Raw genomic sequence first — 18,212 nt, 5'->3', positions numbered from 1 at the left:
GGCCCCGCCGCACGCCGAGAACACGCATGACCGAACGCACCACGACCCAGCGCCTTCAGGTGGCCACCGAGCTGTACCGCTTCATCGAAGACCGGGTGCTGCCCGCCGCCGGCCTGTCGAGCGAGGCCTTCTGGAAGGGCTTCGACGCCATCGTCCACGACCTCGCGCCCAAGAACGCCGCGCTGCTCGCCGAGCGCGACCGCCTGCAGTCCGAGATGGACGCCTGGCACAAGGCCCATCCCGGCCCCATCGCCGACATGCCGGCCTATCGCGCCCATCTGGAAAAGATCGGCTACCTGCTGCCGCAGCCCAAGGGCACGAAGGCCACCACCGCCAACGTAGACGCCGAACTGGCCCTGCAGGCCGGCCCGCAACTGGTGGTGCCCATCCTGAACGCGCGCTACGCGCTCAACGCCGCCAACGCGCGCTGGGGCTCGCTGTACGACGCGCTGTACGGCACCGACGCCATTCCCAAGGACGGCGGAGGCGAAGTCGGCAATGGCTACAACCCGGTGCGCGGTGCCAGGGTCATCGCCTTCTCGCGCGAGCTGCTCGACCAAGCCGCACCGCTGGTCAACGGCTCGCACAAGGACGCCACCGGCTACAGCGTGAAGGACGGCCAATTGGTCATCGCCCTGCACAGCAGCAGCACGCACCTGAAGGACCCGTCGGCCTTCGTCGGCTACCAGGGCGACGCGGCGAACCCCTCGTCGGTGCTGCTCAGGCACAACGGCATCCACCTCGACATCCAGATCGACCGCAGCACGCCCATCGGCAAGACCGACGCGGCCGGCGTGGCCGACGTGGTGCTGGAATCGGCCCTGTCCACCATCCTCGACCTGGAAGACTCCGTGGCCGTGGTCGATGCCGAGGACAAGGTGCTGGCGTACGGCAACTGGCTCGGCATCCAGCAGGGCACGCTGACCGAGGAAGTGGCCAAGGGTGGCAAGACCTTCGTGCGCCGCCTGAACCCCGACCGCGTCTACACCGCGCCCGACGGCAAGGGCCAGGTCACGCTGCATGGCCGCTCGCTCATGTTCGTGCGCAACGTGGGCCACCTGATGACCAACCCGGCCATCCTGTGGGGTGAAGGCAAGGAGATTCCCGAGGGCATCATGGACGCGGTCGTCACCACCGCCATCGCCATGGTCGACCTGCAGGGCAAGGGCCAGAACGGCATCCGCAACTCGCGCACCGGCAGCATCTACATCGTCAAGCCCAAGATGCACGGCCCGGCCGAGGTGGCCTTCGCCAACGAGCTCTTCGGCCGCGTCGAGCAGCTGCTGGGCCTGGCGGCCAACACCGTCAAGCTGGGCATCATGGACGAGGAGCGCCGCACCAGCGTCAACCTGCAGGCCTGCATCGCCGCCGCACCGGCGCGCGTGGCCTTCATCAACACCGGCTTCCTGGACCGCACCGGCGACGAGATGCACACCGCCATGCAGGGCGGCCCCATGCTGCGCAAGGGCGACATCAAGGGCACGAAGTGGATCGCCGCCTACGAGCGCAACAACGTGCTCACCGGCCTGAACTGCGGCCTGCGCGGCAAGGCGCAGATCGGCAAGGGCATGTGGGCCATGCCCGACCTGATGGCGGACATGCTCAAGCAGAAGATCGGCCACCCGAAGGCCGGCGCCAACACCGCCTGGGTGCCCTCGCCCACCGCCGCCACGCTGCATGCGCTGCACTACCACCAGGTCAGCGTGGCCGACGTGCAGAAGGAGCTGGAGAAGATCGACGCCGAGGCCGAGCGCGACGCGATCCTGAACGACCTGCTGCAGGTGCCGATCACCGCCACGCCCAACTGGAGCGACGCCGAGAAGCAGCAGGAACTGGACAACAACGTGCAGGGCATCCTGGGCTACGTGGTGCGCTGGATCGACCAGGGCGTGGGCTGCTCCAAGGTGCCCGACATCCACGACGTGGGCCTGATGGAAGACCGCGCCACGCTGCGCATCAGCAGCCAGCACATCGCCAACTGGCTGCTGCACGGCGTGGTGACGAAGGAGCAGGTCAACGCCACCTTCGAGCGCATGGCCGCCGTGGTGGACCAGCAGAACGCCGGCGACCCGCTCTACAAGCCGATGGCCGGCCACTTCGACACCTCCTTCGCCTACAAGGCGGCGCAGGACTTGGTGTTCAAGGGCGTCGAGCAGCCGAGCGGCTACACCGAGCCGCTGCTGCATGCGTGGCGACTGAAGGTGAAGGCGGCGGGCTGAGCCTCACCCGGCATCACGCCTTGTGCTGACAGCGCCCACGGGGCGCTGTTTTTTTTCGTGCGTCGATGGGGGCCCTGCTCCTACACGGGGGTGGGCCCGTACCCACCCGGCAAGGGAGTGGCGCGCCTAGCGTGAAGACTGTTCCGAAGCCAAGACCAGCATGTCGCCGGGCGGCTTGGGAACGGGCATCGGCCATCCGGTGCGCCACATCCAAGGAGACCCTTCATGCAAGACACACGCACCCCGTTCCATCCCCTTCGCCCCATGCTGATCGCCGCCGCGCTGTGCGGCGCCAGCCTCGCGTTCGCGCAGAGCTCCTCGTCGGGCACCATGGGTGGCAGCAGCGGCAGCGGCAGCGGCAGCGGCGCGTCGGGCGGCAGCTCGATGCAGCAATCCGGCAGCGGCTCGGGCAGCAGCAGCACGAACAAGCGTTCGGACAAGCGGGACGACGAGCGCCGGCAGGGCGCGAGCGGCAGTGGCGCGTCCGGCGCCCATTCGGGGACCACCGGTGGCGCGGGCAACAGCAGTGGAGAGCTGGGTCAGCGGGGTGGCAAGGGGCCGACCGGCACCGGCACGGGCGGCCCTGGCGGTCGGGGTGCCGGATCGGGGTCGGGCAGCACGGGCTCTGGGGCAGGAACGAGCGGCAGCGGTTCGATGGGCGGCTCCGGCACGTCCGGTTCGGGCAGCATGGGCTCGGGCTCGGGCTCGGGCTCGGGCTCGGGCTCGGGCTCGGGCTCGGGCGCGGGCTCGGGCTCGGGCAGCATGGGTTCCGGCTCGGGCGGCAGCGGCTCGTCGGGCAGCAGTGGTTCGTCCGGCGGCAGCAGCCGCTGATCGAACACGCGGGGGCGTTGCTGCCCCCGCACCTCACTGGCGGAATCGCCGCCGCGTCAAGCCCAGCGCCAGCCAGAAGGCCGCGATGCCATAGGCGGCCAGCACGCCCAGGTGCAGCAGCGGCTGCGCCGGCCACTGGTCCATGAAGAGCGGCCGCACCAGTGCCACCACATTGGCCAGCGGCAACCAGGCCGCCACCGCCCGCACCACCTCGGGCAACTGCTCCAACGGAAAGAACACGCCCGAGAGGAACATCATGGGCGTCATGAACAGCGTGAAGTAGTAGGTGAAGAAGTCGTAGCCCTTGGCCAGCGCATTGAAGATCAGCGCGATGGACGAGAACACGATGCCCGCGCCCGCCAGGATCACCCAGGCCACCAGCAGCTTGGGGCTGTGGCTGATGCCCAGGCCCAGCATCACCAGCAGGATGGCCGTCACGGTGAACAGCGACTTGAAGCCCGCCCACAGCATCTCGGCGAAGACCACGTCGTCCAGGCCCACCGGCGCATTCATGATGCCGTCCCAGGTCTTCTGCACATGCATGCGCGAGAAGGACGAATACAGCGCCTCGAAGCTGGCCGCATTCATCGCGCTCATGCAGATCGAGCCGCTGGCCAGGAACAGGATGTAGGGCACCGACTCGCCCCCCACCTTGACCTGGCCGACCAGCGCCCCCATGCCGTAGCCGAAGGCCACCAGCCAGATCAGCGGCTCGGCGATGTTGCCGATCAGGCTGGGCACGGCCAGCTTGCGCCACACCAGCAGGTTGCGCAGGAAGACCGGCCACCAGCGGCGCGTGACGGCCGGCGGCGACCAGACGGAAGGCAGGTTCGTGTTGTCGTTCATGGCCTCAACCTCCCTCGCGAATCTGCCGGCCCGTGAGCTTGAGGAACAGGTCCTCCAGATTGGCTGGCCGGTGGAAGGTACGCAGCCCCCCGTGCGCGCCCAGCGCGTCTAGCAGCGGGCGCGCCTCGCGCGTGTAGAAGAAGACGGTCTCGCCGCTCAGCTCGGTGCGCTGCGCCAGTGCACGCAAGGCGGGCGATTCGGCCAGCGCCTGGGCCGAGCCGGCGCTGCCCTGGCCGTAGACCTCGACCACATGCGGCTCCAGGTGCTCGGCGATCAGTTCGCGCGGGCGGCCCTCGGCGATCTTGCGGCCATGGTCCACCACCAGCAGGCGATGGCACAGGCGCTCGGCCTCGTCCATGAAGTGGGTGGTCAGCAGGATGGACTTGCCTTGCTGCAGCAGGGTCTGCAGCCGCTCCCACATCAGGTGACGGGCCTGCGGGTCGAGGCCGGTGGTGGGTTCGTCCAGGATCAGCAGCTTCGGGTCGTTGACCAGCGCCCGCGCCAGCGACAGCCGCCGGCGCATGCCGCCCGACAGCTCGCCCGGCTTGGCATCGGCCTTGTGCGACAGGGCCGCGAAGTCCAGCAGCGATGGCACCTTGGCGGCGAAGTCGCGGCGCGAGAAGCCGAAATAGCGCGCATAGACCACCAGGTTCTCGGCGCAGCTGAAGTCCGGGTCCAGCGAGTCATATTGCGCCACCACGCCCAGTTGCGCCTTGATGGCGCGCGCATCGCGCGGCATGTGCAGGCCGCCCAGCGCCGCGATCTCGCCGGCGTCGGGCGCGGTGAGGCCCAGGCACATCCGGATGGTGGTGGTCTTGCCGGCGCCGTTGGGCCCGATCACGCCCAGGCATTCGCCGGGTGCGATCTCGAAGCTCAGGTCGTCGACGACGGTGGCCTCGCCATAGCGCTTGCGCAGGTGGCGGGCCTGCAGCAACGGCGCGGTCGAGGCGGCGGTGGAGGGGGTCGGATCGGCAGGCACGCGTCATTGTGGCAAAGGCCCATGCCGTCATCGCCCACACGGCGCCTTGGCCGACACGCCCGTAGGCGGGGCGCGAAGGCGGACAATCCGCAGCCCTTCCTCGGCGCTCTTCCGGCCCTTCCTCCCATCGTGTCTTCCTCCCCCACCTACGCCGACCTGGGCCTGCGCCCCGACCTCCTGCAGGCCGTGGCCGAGCAGGGCTATGCCGCCCCCACGCCCATCCAGGCCCTGGCCATTCCCGTGGTGCTGCAGGGCCGCGACCTGCGCGCCATGGCCCACACCGGCTCGGGCAAGACCGCCGCCTTCGTGCTGCCGCTGCTGCAGCGCTGGCACGAGGCGCCGCGCCACCGCTCCCGCCGCGCGCTGCACACGCTGGTGCTGGTGCCCACGCGCGAACTGGCGGCGCAGGTGGCCGACACCGTGGCCGCACTGGCGGCGACGTTGCCCGAGCGGCCGAAGGTGGTGCGCGCCATCGGCGGCGTCTCGATCAACCCGCAGCTGATGGCCCTGCGCGGCGGCGCGGACCTGGTGATCGGCACGCCCGGCCGCGTGCTCGACCTGGCGCGCCACAACGCGCTGCGCCTTTCGGACTGCGCCGTGCTGGTGCTGGACGAGGCCGACCGCCTGCTGGAGCTGGGCTTCGCCGAAGAGCTGCAGGCCATCCTCGACGCGCTGCCGGCGCAGCGGCAGAACCTGCTGTTCTCGGCCACTTTCGCGCCGCGCACGGTGCAGTTGGCCGATGCGCTGCTGCACGACCCCGTGGCCGTGACGGCGCCCGCGCCGGTGGCCGAGCTGCCGCAGATCGCCCAGCGCGCCATCGCGGTCGACGAGGGCCGACGCACCGCGCTGCTGCGCCACCTGATCGCCACCGAAGCCTGGCCGCAGGTGCTGGTGTTCGTGGCCACCAAGCATGCCTGCGAAACCGTGGCCGACAAGCTGCGCAAGGGCGGCCTCACGGCCGAGCCGCTGCACGGCATGCTGGGCCAGGGCAAGCGCACACAGGTGCTGGCCGACTTCAAGGCCGGCCGGCTGCAGGTGCTGGTGGCCACCGACCTGGCGGCGCGCGGCATCGACATCGCGCAGCTGCCGGCGGTGGTCAACCACGACCTGGCCCGCTCGCCCACCGACCATGTGCACCGCATCGGTCGCACCGGCCGCGCCGGCGCCAGCGGCGTGGCCGTGAGCTTCGTGCCCGCCGCGGCCGAGGCGCACTTCCGCCTGATCGAGAAGCGCCAGGGCCTGCGCGTGCCGCGTGAGCAGATCGCGGGCTTCGAGCCGCAGGAGACGGCGCCGGCCGACGCGCCGGCGGCCGGTGGCGGCATCAAGGGCAAGCGGCCGAACAAGAAGGACAAGCTGCGCGCCGCCGCGGCCAAGGCGAGCGGCTCGGCCGCAGCGTCCGACGGCTCGCAGGACCCGCAGCCATGACGCTGGACTACCTGCTCTTCGACCACAGCGAAGGCGACGACGACACCAGCCTGTTCGAGGCGCTGGCCACTGTCGGCCCCGAGCGCGAGGCCGCCGTGCGTGCCGAGATCGAGACGGTGATGGACTGGGCCGCGCGCCGCTTCCGTGGCCGTCGCAGCCCGGTGGAGGAGGGCGGCGACTGGGACGCCGACCTGGAGGAGCGGCAGGAGGGCCCGGCGCTGCGCAGCTTCCGCCTGTCGATCACGGGCAGCGCCGCCTTTGCAGAAGCCTTCATAGCCGAGTTCGGTGGCGCCGTGAACTGAGAAGGGGTGAGCGAGCCCGCCACGTCGGATTCATTCGCACCTTCCGAGAGCCTGAGCCTTCATCCGCCGGGCGGCTATGGCGCCTGCGCGGCGCTCACAGCCGAAGCCCGTCGAAGGCTTTCTTCATCCATTCGACGAACGCCCGGGTGCGGGCCGGCAGATGACGCGCATGCGGGTAGATCACGCTCACGGGCCGCGGCGCAGGCTCGAAGTCTTCCAGCACGAGCTGCAGGCGCCCATCCCGCACATGGCCCAGCACCTGGTAGGAGAAGAAGCGGCCGAAGCCCATGCCCGCGGCACAGGCCTCCACGGCCGGTGCGATGTGGTTGAAGGCCAGCCGCACGTCGAGCGGGACCTGCATCGGCACGCGCCGGTCCGGCACGTCGAAGGACCAGTGGGGCGCACCGTCGAGCTGGCCGAGCACCGCCGGCGCGTTCGCCAGATCGCGCGGATGCCGGGGGACGCCGCGCTCGCGCAGCAGCGCCGGGCTGGCAGCGACCACGCGCCGGATGCTGCCGAGCTGCTGCGCCACCAGTGACGAATCCTCGAGCCGGCTGATGCGGATGCCGACGTCGATGCCCTCTTCCACCAGGTTCACCGGCCGGTCGTGCAACAACACGCGGCAGCGCACCTGCGGATGCGCGCGCATGAAGCCGACGATGGCGGGCGCGACGTACATGTGGCCGAACAGCACCGGCGCCGTGACCGTGAGCTGGCCGGCTGCTTCGCCCGCCTCCTGCGTCAGTGCGCGGTCGGCGGCATCGGCGGCGGCCAGTACCTCGCGCGCGCTGTCGAGGTAGCGGCGGCCGTCCTCGGTCAGCGCGACACGCCGCGTGCTGCGCTGGAAGAGCCGCACGCCCAGGTGCGCCTCCAGCGCGGCCAGCGTACGCACCACCGCCGGCAGGGAGCTGCCGAGCACATCCGCGGCCCGCGTCAGGCTCCCCTGCTCCGCGATGCGCACGAACACCTGCATGGCCTTGAGTCGATCCATGCGGCGATTACACCGGAAATCGGAGCAATGTCCTCCGTGGATTCGCATTGATCCGTCCGCCGTATCGAAAAACAATGGGCGCATGCCTGAACACACCCCCGCCTCCGAGCCGGCCTCGGCCGTCCCTGCCCTCGTGCTCCACGATGCCCCGCTGTCGGGCCATGCGCATCGCGTGCGCCTGTTCCTGTCGCTGCTGGGCCTGCCCTGGCACAGCCAGGTCGTGGACCTGAAGGCCGGCGAGCACAAGCGTCCGGCCTTCCTGGCGATGAACCGCTTCGGCCAGGTGCCCGTGCTGCAGGACGGCGACGTGGTGCTGGCGGACTCCAACGCAATCCTCGTGTACCTCAACGCCCGGTATGCGCCCGATCCGACGCTATGGCTGCCGGCCGATCCGGTGGGCGCAGCCCAGGTGCAGCGCTGGCTGTCGCTGGCGGCGGGGCCCCTGGCATTCGGCCCGGCCGCCGCGCGTATCGCCCTGCTGATGGGCCGTCCCAAGGACGACGCCGCGGTGGCCCGGGCCCATGCCCTGCTGCAGGTGATGGACGCCCATCTGGCCACGCAGGACTTCCTGGCCGCCGCCCGTCCCACGTTGGCAGACGTCGCCCACTATGCCTATGTGGCCCTCGCGCCCGAAGGGCATGTGGCGCTGGACGACTACCCGCAGGTGCGGGGCTGGCTGGCCCGCATCGAGGGCCTGCCGGGCTTCCTGCCCATGCCGCGCTCGCGCATCGGCCTGCTGGCTTGAACAGCTGGAGTAGCACACCATGACCTTCCACGACGGCGAGATCGCCCTGCAACGCCAGGAGGGCGTCGATGCCCAGCTCGGCGCCCTGGGCCCGCGTGTGATCCGCGATCACATGCCGCAGCAGCACCGCGACTTCTTCGCGCAGTTGCCCTTCGTGGTGGTGGGCAGCCTGGACGAGCACCGACGCCCGTGGGCCAGCGTGCTGACAGGCTCGCCGGGCTTCATGCATTCGCCCGATCCGCGCCGCCTGCGCATCGACGCCCTGCCCGATGCCGCCGACCCGCTGGCGGCGGCACTGCGGCCGGACGCGCCGCTGGGCCTGCTCGGCATCGAGCCGCACACGCGGCGGCGCAACCGGCTCAACGGCCGAGTGACTGCCGTCGATGCCGCGGGCTTCGAGCTGGCCGTGGGCCAGAGCTTCGGCAATTGCCCGCGCTACATCCAGGCCCGTGAAGCGTCGCCGCACACCGTTGCGCACACGCCGCCCGCGGCCGAGGCGCTGACCGGCCTCGACGAGGCCGCCCGCGCGCTGATCGCCCTGGCCGACACCCTGTTCATCGCCAGCGCGCATCCGCATGCCACCGACCCCACCCGGCCCGCGGAGGGCGTGGATGTGTCCCACCGCGGCGGCCGGCCGGGCTTCGTGCAGGTGGCGGCGGACGGCACCCTCGCGGTGCCGGACTTCGACGGCAACCGCTTCTTCAACACCCTGGGCAACCTTCTGCTGCACCCGTGGGCCGGGCTGCTCTTCGTGGACTTCGAACGGGGCGACCTGCTGCAGCTGTCGGCGCGCGCGCAGGTGCTGACGGGTACGCCCGAGGCGCTGGGCTTCGAGGGTGTCGACCGCGTGCTGCGCCTGCAGATCGTCAGCGGCTGGCGCCGACGCGGGGCGCTGCCACTGCGCTGGAGCGCCGCCCAGCCTTCGCCGTACCTGGAAGGCACGGGCCACTGGCTCGCACCCGCAGCCTGAACCGGCTGGCTGCTACTGGAACGCCACCTCCGCAAAGCTGCGCAGCTTGCGGCTGTGCAGCCGCGTGGTGCCTTCGGCGCGCAGGATGTCGATGGCCTTCATGCCGATGCGCAGGTGCTGCTCCACCCGCTCGCGGTAGAAGTGGTTGGCCATGCCGGGCAGTTTGATCTCGCCGTGCAGCGGCTTGTCGCTCACGCACAGCAGGGTGCCGTAGGGCACGCGGAAGCGGAAGCCGTTGGCCGCGATGGTGGCGCTTTCCATGTCCAGCGCCACGGCGCGGCTCTGGCTGAAGCGGCGCTGCGGCTCGTTGCCCGGAAGCAGCTCCCAGTTGCGGTTGTCGGTGGTGGCCACGGTGCCGGTGCGCATGATGGCCTTGAGCTCGGCGCCGCTGCAGCCGGTGACCTCGGCCACGGCCTGCTCCAGCGCCAGCTGGATCTCGGACAGCGCGGGAATGGGCACCCACAGCGGCAACTCCTCGTCCAGCACATGGTCCTCGCGCACATAGGCATGGGCCAGCACGTAGTCGCCGAGTTGCTGCGTGTTGCGCAGGCCGGCGCAGTGGCCCAGCATCATCCAGGCGTGCGGGCGCAGCACCGCGATGTGGTCGGTGATGTTCTTGGCATTGGCCGGACCCACGCCGATGTTGACCATGGTGATGCCGCTGCGATCAGCGCGCACCAGGTGGTAGGCCGGCATCTGCGGCAGCCGCCCGGGCGGCGTGCCCTGCAAGGCGCCGATGCGCTCGGCCAGGTCGCCCGACTGCTCGGGCGTGAGGCCGCGACGGCGCGTGACCACGTTGCCGGGCTCGACGAAGGCGATGTACTCGCCCGCCTCGTCGTCCATCGCCTCGTGGCCCAGGCGCACGAACTCGTCGATGTAGAACTGGTAGTTGGTGAACAGCACGAAGTTCTGGAACCACTCCGGCGCCGTGCCCGTGTAGTGGCGCAGGCGCTGCAGCGAATAGTCCACCCGCGCGGCGGTGAACAGCGACAGCGGCTCGGCCTCGCCCGGCCGCGTGATGTGCGTGCCGTTGGCGATGCCGTCGTCCATCGCGCCCAGGTCGGGCAGGTCGAACACATCGCGCATCAGGGCGCGGCGCTCGGCGCTCATGCTGCCCTCGATGTGCTCGTTCTCGGCGAAGGAGAAGTGGATCGGGATCGGCTCGCTGCCGGTGCCGATCTCCAGCTCGATCTGGTGGTTGGCGAGGATCAGCCGGAACTGCTCGCGGTAGTAGCGGGCGAACAGATCGGGCCGGCTCAGCGTGGTTTCGTAGCGCCCCGGGCCGGCCACGAAGCCGTAGCTCAGGCCCGAGGTGGCGGGCGTGGCGTAGCGGGTGTTGGTGTGGGTGTGCACCCGCACGAAGGGGTAGCAGGCCCGCACCCGGCCGGGCAGCGTCTCGCCGGCCACGAAGCGCTGCATCGACTCGCGCAGGTGCGCCAGGCCCTCCTGGTAGATGCGCTGCACCTGGGCCAGCGCCGCGTCGGGGTCGGTGAAGCGGGTGGGGGCGATGAAAGGCGGCATGTAGGGCATGCGGGCATTTTGCAATGTGCATGCCTGCGCTCCATGACGCTTCCGTGGCCTGCGGTCGCCGACGTCCGGCGCGCGGCCCGGCGCACCCTCAGCCGACCGTCGGCTCCCGCATCGTCACGAACTCCTCCGCCGCCGTCGGATGGATGCCGATGGTGCGGTCGAAGTCGGCCTTGGTGGCGCCGGCGCGCATGGCCACGGCGAAGCCCTGCACGATCTCGCCGGCATCGGCGCCCACCATGTGCAGGCCCACCACACGGTCGCTCTTCGCGTCGACCACCAGCTTCATGAAGCAGCGCTCGCCGCGGCCCGAGAGCGTGTGGCGCAGCGGCTTGAATTCGCTGTTGAAGATGCGCACCTCGCCGAACTTCGTGCGCGCCTCCATCTCGGTGTAGCCGCAGGTGCCCACGCTGGGGTGGGTGAAGACGGCGGTCGGGATGTACTCGTAGTCCAGGGTGCGGCGGCCTTCGCCGAACAGGCGATCCACCACCACCATGGCCTCAGCCAGCGCCACCGGCGTGAGCTGCAGGCGGGTCGAGACGTCGCCGATGGCCAGCACCGAGGGCAGGCTGCTGCGGTACTCGGCATCGACCACCACGGCACCGCGTTCGTCGAGCTTGACGCCCGCTTCCTCCAGACCCATGCCGGCCGTGAGCGGCCGGCGGCCCGTGGCCACCAGCACCACATCGGCCGCCAGGCGCTGGCCGCGCGCCAGCGTGGCGACGATCTCGCCGCCCTCGCCCTTCGTGAAGGAAGCGGCCTCCTGGTTCATGCGCAGGTCGATGCCAGCGCGGCCCATCTCGCGGGCCAGGAACTCGCGCACGTCATGGTCGAAGCCGTTGAGGATGTGGGCGCCACGGTGCAGCAGCGTCACCTCCGCGCCCAGGCCGCGGAAGATGGAGGCGAACTCGCAGCCGATGTAGCCGCCGCCGATCACCATCAGCCGGCGTGGAAAGGCCGGCAGGTCGAACATGGCGTCGGACACCTTCACCAGCTCCTTGCCAGGCACGTCGGGCAGGAAGGGCGCGCCACCGGTGGCGATCAGCACATGGCGCGCGGTGTGGCGCTTGCCCTCGATCTGCACCGTGTGGCCGTCCACCAGCTGCGCCCAGCCGCGCAGCAGCGTGACCCGGGCGCCGTCGAGCAGGCCCTGGTAGACGCCGTTGAGCCGGTGGATCTCCTTGGCACGCGCCGTCTTGAGCCGGCCCCAGTCGAAGCGCGGCGCGCTATCGATGTGCCATCCATAGCCCGGCGCCTCCTCGAAGGCCTCGGCATAGCCGGCCGCGTAGCTGTAGAGCTTCTTGGGAATGCAGCCCACGTTGACGCAGGTGCCGCCCAGTTCGGCGCATTCGGCCAGGGCCACACGGGCGCCCCGCTGGCCGGCCATGCGGGCTGCGCGCACGCCCGCGCTGCCGCCACCGATGACGAAGAGGTCGAAGTCGAAGGAAGGGGTGGACGAGGCCATGCGGCGCGTCTCCAGGGTTGCAGGAGGCGCCACTGTAGCCAAGGCGGGCGTTGGCTATTGCTGCAGCGGCCCGCCGTACCAGATCTGCGGCGTGTCCTGCCGGCTGGCGGGGCGCTGCGGTGCGGCCTCGGGCGCGTTGCCCCAGGGGGCGTAGCGGCTGTCCTCGTAGATCACCACGGGCGGCCGGTGCGGGTGCCAGTGCGGCGGCGGAGACGGCACCACCGCCGGTGGCGGCTGCTGCGTGTTGAAGTCCGCCCCCTGTTGGATCGCCCGCATCGACGGCGTGTTGGCATAGCGCTGCTGCTGGGCGCGCTCGAAGGGCCCGGGCTTGCGGGTGTCGGTGCTCTGCGCGGTGGCGAGCGTGGCGCCCCCGGCCATGAGGACGGCCAGCAGCGCAGGCATGAGAGGTCGGCAGGGGCGGTTCGGCATGGTGGGCTTTCAACGCGCGGCAGGCGCAAGGCGTTGGCGGGAAAGGACCGCGACGGCGCGGTCCGCGGGCTTGGAGGAACAATAGCAGCCGCCCTTTTTCCGGACTGCCCACCATGACCCAAGCCCCTGCCTCCCACGATGACAACCAGCCCCGCCCCGCCGAGGGCTATGCGGGCGACGTGACGCCCGAACTGGCCGCCCGCTGGATGACCACCGGCCAGGCCGTGCTGGTGGACGTGCGCACCGACGCCGAGCGCGAATGGGTGGGCTTCGTCCCAGGTGCCGTGGCCGTGGCCTGGAAGCAGTGGCCCGGCATGGCGATGAACGCCGGCTTCGACGAGGCCCTGCGCGCGGCCGTGCCGCCCGGCGGCAAGGTGGTGCTACTGTGCCGCAGCGGCGTGCGCTCCGTGGCGGCGGCCCGGCGCGCCACCGAGCTGGGCATCGAGGCCTACAACATCCTCGAAGGCTTCGAGGGGGACCCGGACACGGACGGCCACCGGGGCCTAAAGGGCGGCTGGCGCAAGCGTGGGCTGCCCTGGCGGCAGAACTAGGCCCGCACGTCGCGGCGGGCACGGGGCGTGCTCACGCGACAGTCCCGGCCGCTTTTCCGTCCGAAACACGACAAACGCCATGAACGCCCCCGCCCGCGACATCTACACCGAACCCCGCGACGTCGATCTCCACACCCTGGCCAACCTGGGACCGCTCGGTCCCATGGCGGGCGTTTGGGAAGGCGCCCGCGGCCTGGACGTCAAGCCCAAGGCCGAAGGCCCCAAGAAGCAGGCCTTCGTCGAGCGCATCAGCCTGCAGCCCATCGACCCGGTGACCAACGGGCCCCAGCTGCTCTACGGCCTGCGCTACCACACGCACATCACCAAGCCCGATCAGGTCAAGACCTACCACGAGCAAGTGGGCTACTGGCTGTGGGAGCCCGCCACCGGCTGCGTGATGCACACCCTGACCATCCCGCGCGGCCAGGTGGCGATGGCGGCCGGCACCGTGGCCGCCGATGCGCGCAGCTTCGAGCTGGTCGCGACGCAGGGGCTGGAGACCTGGGGCATCTGCTCCGCGCCCTTCCTGCAGGAAGCCTTCCGCACCACCGAATTCCGCATCAAGGTGACGATCAACGACGACGGCACCTGGGGCTACGAGGAAGACACGGTGCTGCAGATCCTGGGTCAGACGGAGCCCTTCCACCACACCGACCGCAACCTGCTGCGCCGGGTGGAAGCGCCCACGCCCAATCCGCTGGTGCGCTGAGGCACCGCCGCCGGTTCAGGAGAACGCGACGAAGCGCTCGCGCACGTAGCGGCCCTGCTCCAGCACGTCCACGACGGCGGCCGCCAGGTCGGCGGCGGTGATACCGGCCAGCTGGCCGTCCTTCATCGGCACGGCGTCGCCGCCGAACTGGTAGCGGCCCGTGCGCTCGCCGGGCGCCAGCATGGGCGCGGGCGAGACGAAGGTCCAGTCGAGCGCGCCCTCTTCCTTCTGCAGCCGCGTGAGTTCGTCGCGCGCCGCCTGGGCGCCCGGCACCACGTTGGCCGGCACGTGGTTCTTGAATTCCGGCGTGTCCACCAGCTGCACGCCGGGCGCCACGAACAGGCTGCCCGCGCCGCCGACGGCGATCAGGCGCTTCACGCCCGCCTGGCTGGCACCTTGGGCGACAGCCTTGCTGCCGGCCAGGAACTGGTTGTACAGGTCGGGATGCTCCCAGCCCGGGTTGAAGGCGCTGACGATGGCGTCGGTGCCGGCCACGGCCTTGGCGACCTGGGCGGCATCCAGCACATCGGCCTGGACCACCGTGAGCCCGGCGCGCGCGGCCAGCTTGGACGGCGTACGCGCCAGCGCGCGCACCTGGTGACCGCGGGCGAGCAGTTCTTCGAGCAGGGCGGCACCGACGAAGCCGGTGCCACCGATCAGGGCGACGTTCATGGTTGTTCCTTTCCTGGCGCGGAGCCCGCACCGTGTGTGATGACGATGCCCCATAGGTTATGGACTTCACGATCAGCCCAGAAGTCTGAGAATCCAGACAATTTCATTCAGCCCAGCTTCACAATGGACGACCTCAAGCGGCTCGCGCTCTTCGCCGAGGTGGTGCGCAGCGGCTCCTTCAGCGCCGCCGCCCGCCGCCTGCGCGTGAGCACCTCGGCCGTGAGCCAGCAGCTGCGCGCGCTGGAGCAGGCCCACGGCGTCACCCTGCTCCACCGCACCACGCGCAAGCTGGCGCTCACCGATGCCGGCGCGCGCTTTGCGGCCCACTGCCAGCGCATGGTCGAGGCGGCCGAACTGGCCCGCGCCCAGCTGGCACTGGCGCGCGAGGCCCCGGAAGGCGAACTGCGCGTGTCGGCGCCCGTGGGCTTTGCCCGGCATCTGGCGCCCGCGCTGGCGCCGCTGCTGGCGGCCCATGCCGCGCTGCAGCTGCGGCTGCAGGTGGACGACGCCATGATCGACCTGGTGGACGCGCGCATCGACCTGGCCCTGCGCGCCGGCCGGCTGCCCGATTCGGGCTGGGCGGCACGGCGGCTGTGCGACTTCCAGAGCCTGATCTGCGCCGCGCCGGCCTACCTGGCCGCGGCCGGCGTGCCGCACACGCCGGCGGACCTGCCCGCGCACCAGTGGGTGGGCGCCCCGCGCGACGGCCGCACGCTGGCACTCGCCCTCACCGGCCCGGCCGGTGCCGTGGCCGAGCACACCCTGCCCGTGCGCGTGACCAGCAACAACCAGCTCAGCCTGCACCAGATGGCCGCCAGCGGCCTGGGCCTGGTGCTGGCGGTTCGGGCGGATGTGGAGGACGACCTGCAGGCCGGCCGCCTGGTGCCCGTGCTGCCGCAATGGCAGCCGCCCGCCCTGCCCGTCTGGGCCGTGACGCCGCAGCGCGACGGCCAGCCGGCCAAGGTGCGCCATGCCATCGAGGCCATCGCCACGCACCTGCGCGCGCTGCCGGGCGTGCGCGACGCCGGTGCGGCGGCTGTCGCGCCGCTCAGCGCGGCATGACGAGGTCGTCCAGCTCGCGATAGTCGGGCAGCGTGGTGTCGATGGCGCGGCCGGCGCGGATCACCGCCCGGTCGAAGGGCGCGCGGGCCAGCAGCTCGGAATAGCTGCGTGCGCGCAGCACCGTCAGGTCGGCTGGGTTGCCCACGCGCAGTTGCCCAAAGCCGTCCAGGCCCATGATCTGCGCCGGCGTGGCGCTGGCGGCGCGGACCCAGTCCGCGAAGGGATGGTCCAGGTGCAGGATCTTCACCGCCTGGGTGTAGGTGTCCAGCATGTCGTGGTCGCCGTAGGCATAGAACGGGTCGCGACAGTTGTCGCCGGCCACGGCCACCGGCACGCCGGCCGCCTTGAGTTCGTGCATGACCGTCACGCCCCGCCAGCGCGGCGTGCGCGTGGCCTCCACGCTGCGGTCCTGCAGGTACATGTTGACCGTGGGCAGGCTGACGATGGCGATGCCGGCCTCGCGGCAGGCGGCGATGGTCTCGGCGATGAACTCGTCGGTCTGCAGGGCCAGCGATGTGCAGTGCCCGCACAGGATGCGGCCCTTGAAGCCCTGCGCCAGTGCCACCTTCGCGATGCGGATCAGCGAACGCGCCCGCGGGTCGGTGGATTCGTCCACGTGCAGGTCCACGTCCAGGCCGCGCTCGGTGGCCAGCGTCAGAAGCCGTGCGATGCCTTCGTCGATCTCGGGCGGCGTGGTCTCGGCCGGGTGGCGCTGCGACTTGGTCACGCAACCCAGGTTGCCGCCGCTCTCGGCCACGACGTTGGCCAGGTGCACGCCCTCCTCGCCCAGGAAGATGTCCACCGGCGCGATGGACGACACCTGCAGCGCGATGCGCCCGGCCCAGCGCTCGCGCATCTCGCGGAACACCGGGAAGGAAATGTCGGCCTGCGGCGCCAGCGAATCGAGGTGCGTGCGGATGGCCGACACGCCCTTGGCATAGGCCGTGCGCAGCGCGAAGTCCATGCGCCGGCGCACATCCTCGGCATGCCAGTTCTTCGTGCGGTCTTCCATCGTCGCGCGCGAGGCGCCCGCGCCGTCGCCGGTGGGGTTGGCCTTGCGCGGCCAGATGTGGCCCTTGTCCAGGTGCGTGTGCAGGTCGACGAAGCAGGGCAGCGCCAGCGAGTCGTCCAGGTGCGGCCCGCGCTCGGGCGCCAGGCTGCCGGCGGGCGCGATGGCGGCGATGCGGCCGGCCTCGATGGCCAGGTCCAGCGCCACCAGGTCGCCGTCGCCCGCGGGCGCGAGGCGGTCGGCCGCCGGGTCGTCGATCAGGCAGCGCGGCGCGCGCACCTGGCGCAAGGCATAGGTGCCGCCCTCGGGCGGCAGGAAGAAGGCGTGGGTCATGGGCAGGAAAGAAGTCAGGCCGTACGCTTTCCGCCGACGAACTGCATCGTGTAGGCGGACTTCACGTCCAGCCCCGGCGCCAGCGCACCCGCGGCGACCATCGCATCGTAGAAGCGTTGCCAGCGCACCGCGCTCATCGCGCCGATGCCCCCGGCGGCCTGTGCCTCAGGCGTCTCGACGATGCCGTACTGGCGCATGGCGCCGATGGCATAGGCGATGACGTCGTCGCCCATCTGCGGGTTGTGCTTCTTGATGAGTGCATTGCCCGGCGCGGGGTCGCCGTTCAGGTAGCTCTTCCAGCCCTTGGCTGTGGCATCGACGAAGCGCTGCACCAGCTCCGGCTGCTCCTTGACCATCTTGGGCGTGGCCATCGCCACGCTGGCGTAATTGTCGAAGCCCTGGTCGGCCAGCAGGTGCACCACCGGTTCCACGCCGGACTTGCGGGCGTTGAAGGGCTCGCTGGTCAGGTAGCCCTGCACCGTGGACTGCTTGTCCACCAGCCAGGGCGCGAGGCTGAAGGCATAGGGCTTGAGCTGGTCGTCGGTCAGGCCGTACTTGGCCTTGAGCCACAGCCAGTAGGTCTGGCGCCCGGTCGTGGCCACGAACAGCGGCTTGCCCTTGAGGCCGGCCAGCGTGTCGCTGCCGGTGCCGGGGTGCGACATCAGCACCCGCGGGTCCTTCTGGAAAAAGGCGGCGACGGCCACGGCGGGCAGCTTGTCCTTGGCATAGGCGAAGGCGCGGAAGCCGTCGGCCTCGGCGAAGTCGGAACTGCCGGCCATGAACAGCTGCACCGTGTTGACCTGCGGGCCGCCGGGGCGGATCTCCACCTCCAGGCCATGCTCCTTGTAGATGCCGGTGGTGGCGGCCTGGTACATGCCGCCATGTTCGGCCTGGGCCAACCAGCCGGTCTGGAAGCTCACCTTGGTCAGGCCCTGCGCATTGGCACGCGGCAGGAAAGCGGGCATGCCGGAGACGAGCGCCGCGCCGCCGAGGGCGGCCAGGGTCTTGCGGCGGGTGAGATGGTGGGCGGTGTTCATTGGGAAGTTCCTCGGGCGGAGATGGTGGGGCCTGACAGGGAGATCGGGATAGATGGGCAACCCACCGACCGTTCGGGCTGAGCTTGGCGAAGCCCTGCGCAGCGCTTCGA

The 18,212-nt window shown here is 70.9% G+C and carries 18 protein-coding genes; 9 read left to right on the top strand and 9 right to left on the bottom strand.

The annotated features are described in order from the left end of the window. Positions 1 to 26 precede the first annotated feature (26 nt). Complete coding sequence (locus QZ772_RS09795; RefSeq protein WP_295525315.1) at positions 27 to 2,219, top strand: malate synthase G; 2,193 nt, start codon at positions 27 to 29, stop codon at positions 2,217 to 2,219. 225 nt (positions 2,220 to 2,444) lie between these two features. Further along, on the top strand, positions 2,445 to 3,050 hold the full coding sequence (locus QZ772_RS09790; protein WP_295525312.1) for a hypothetical protein: 606 nt from the start codon (positions 2,445 to 2,447) through the stop codon (positions 3,048 to 3,050). A 33-nt stretch (positions 3,051 to 3,083) separates the two neighbouring features. Here QZ772_RS09790 and QZ772_RS09785 read toward each other — a convergent pair whose 3' ends face one another. Beyond that, complete coding sequence (locus QZ772_RS09785; RefSeq protein WP_295525309.1) at positions 3,084 to 3,896, bottom strand: ABC transporter permease; 813 nt, start codon at positions 3,894 to 3,896, stop codon at positions 3,084 to 3,086. A gap of 4 nt (positions 3,897 to 3,900) precedes the next feature. Next, a complete protein-coding gene (locus QZ772_RS09780; RefSeq protein ID WP_295525306.1) occupies positions 3,901 to 4,875 on the bottom strand; it encodes an ATP-binding cassette domain-containing protein in 975 nt (324 codons plus the stop codon). A 129-nt stretch (positions 4,876 to 5,004) separates the two neighbouring features. Between QZ772_RS09780 and QZ772_RS09775 the strand changes: the two genes are divergently transcribed. Continuing rightward, complete coding sequence (locus QZ772_RS09775) at positions 5,005 to 6,300, top strand: DEAD/DEAH box helicase (protein ID WP_295525303.1); 1,296 nt, start codon at positions 5,005 to 5,007, stop codon at positions 6,298 to 6,300. Continuing rightward, positions 6,297 to 6,602, top strand: a complete 306-nt coding sequence (locus tag QZ772_RS09770; protein ID WP_295525300.1) for a hypothetical protein — start codon at positions 6,297 to 6,299, stop codon at positions 6,600 to 6,602. Before QZ772_RS09775 ends, QZ772_RS09770 begins: the two co-directional genes overlap by 4 nt. 94 nt (positions 6,603 to 6,696) lie before the next feature. Here QZ772_RS09770 and QZ772_RS09765 read toward each other — a convergent pair whose 3' ends face one another. Beyond that, positions 6,697 to 7,593, bottom strand: a complete 897-nt coding sequence (locus QZ772_RS09765; RefSeq protein WP_295525298.1) for a LysR family transcriptional regulator — start codon at positions 7,591 to 7,593, stop codon at positions 6,697 to 6,699. An 82-nt stretch (positions 7,594 to 7,675) separates the two neighbouring features. Here QZ772_RS09765 and QZ772_RS09760 point away from each other — a divergent pair, with 82 nt between their 5' ends. Next, complete coding sequence (locus tag QZ772_RS09760; RefSeq protein ID WP_295525295.1) at positions 7,676 to 8,338, top strand: glutathione S-transferase family protein; 663 nt, start codon at positions 7,676 to 7,678, stop codon at positions 8,336 to 8,338. 19 nt (positions 8,339 to 8,357) lie between these two features. After that, a complete protein-coding gene (locus QZ772_RS09755) occupies positions 8,358 to 9,308 on the top strand; it encodes a pyridoxamine 5'-phosphate oxidase family protein (protein WP_295525292.1) in 951 nt (316 codons plus the stop codon). Between the two features lie 12 nt (positions 9,309 to 9,320). Here the strand turns inward: QZ772_RS09755 and QZ772_RS09750 are convergent, their stop codons facing one another. The 3 genes from QZ772_RS09750 to QZ772_RS09740 all read right to left on the bottom strand — a co-directional run bounded on the left by QZ772_RS09750 (position 9,321) and on the right by QZ772_RS09740 (position 12,702). Then, on the bottom strand, positions 9,321 to 10,838 hold the full coding sequence (locus QZ772_RS09750) for an AMP nucleosidase (RefSeq protein ID WP_295525289.1): 1,518 nt from the start codon (positions 10,836 to 10,838) through the stop codon (positions 9,321 to 9,323). 88 nt (positions 10,839 to 10,926) lie between these two features. Further along, positions 10,927 to 12,300, bottom strand: a complete 1,374-nt coding sequence (gene gorA / locus QZ772_RS09745; protein ID WP_295525286.1) for a glutathione-disulfide reductase — start codon at positions 12,298 to 12,300, stop codon at positions 10,927 to 10,929. Between the two features lie 54 nt (positions 12,301 to 12,354). After that, positions 12,355 to 12,702, bottom strand: a complete 348-nt coding sequence (locus QZ772_RS09740; protein WP_295525283.1) for a hypothetical protein — start codon at positions 12,700 to 12,702, stop codon at positions 12,355 to 12,357. Positions 12,703 to 12,842: 140 nt separating this feature from the next. Between QZ772_RS09740 and QZ772_RS09735 the strand changes: the two genes are divergently transcribed. Both QZ772_RS09735 and QZ772_RS09730 read left to right on the top strand, forming a co-directional pair. Further along, on the top strand, positions 12,843 to 13,280 hold the full coding sequence (locus QZ772_RS09735) for a rhodanese-like domain-containing protein (RefSeq protein ID WP_295525280.1): 438 nt from the start codon (positions 12,843 to 12,845) through the stop codon (positions 13,278 to 13,280). A 79-nt stretch (positions 13,281 to 13,359) separates the two neighbouring features. After that, positions 13,360 to 13,989 (top strand): heme-binding beta-barrel domain-containing protein, encoded by a 630-nt coding sequence (locus QZ772_RS09730; RefSeq protein WP_295525278.1) that lies wholly within the window; start codon positions 13,360 to 13,362, stop codon positions 13,987 to 13,989. 15 nt (positions 13,990 to 14,004) lie between these two features. Here the strand turns inward: QZ772_RS09730 and QZ772_RS09725 are convergent, their stop codons facing one another. After that, positions 14,005 to 14,661 carry an NAD(P)-dependent oxidoreductase gene (locus tag QZ772_RS09725; RefSeq protein WP_295525276.1) on the bottom strand — a complete coding sequence of 219 codons (657 nt, stop codon included), beginning with the start codon at positions 14,659 to 14,661 and terminating at the stop codon, positions 14,005 to 14,007. Positions 14,662 to 14,784: 123 nt separating this feature from the next. On the opposite strand from QZ772_RS09725, the gene QZ772_RS09720 reads away from it, so the two are divergent. After that, positions 14,785 to 15,723 carry a LysR family transcriptional regulator gene (locus QZ772_RS09720; RefSeq protein WP_295525273.1) on the top strand — a complete coding sequence of 313 codons (939 nt, stop codon included), beginning with the start codon at positions 14,785 to 14,787 and terminating at the stop codon, positions 15,721 to 15,723. On the opposite strand, the gene QZ772_RS09715 is transcribed toward QZ772_RS09720, so the two are convergent. Both QZ772_RS09715 and QZ772_RS09710 read right to left on the bottom strand, forming a co-directional pair. Next, positions 15,710 to 17,065 (bottom strand): cytosine deaminase, encoded by a 1,356-nt coding sequence (locus QZ772_RS09715; RefSeq protein WP_295525270.1) that lies wholly within the window; start codon positions 17,063 to 17,065, stop codon positions 15,710 to 15,712. The genes QZ772_RS09720 and QZ772_RS09715 overlap by 14 nt on opposite strands. A gap of 14 nt (positions 17,066 to 17,079) precedes the next feature. After that, the gene (locus tag QZ772_RS09710) at positions 17,080 to 18,102 is read right to left on the bottom strand and encodes an ABC transporter substrate-binding protein (protein WP_295525267.1); all 1,023 of its coding nucleotides are present in this window, start codon (positions 18,100 to 18,102) and stop codon (positions 17,080 to 17,082) included. Positions 18,103 to 18,212: the final 110 nt, after the last annotated feature.

It is taken from the genome of uncultured Pseudacidovorax sp., assembly GCF_913773995.1.
Lineage (GTDB): Bacteria > Pseudomonadota > Gammaproteobacteria > Burkholderiales > Burkholderiaceae_C > Xenophilus.
This window is presented reverse-complemented; position numbering and strand designations above follow the sequence as displayed.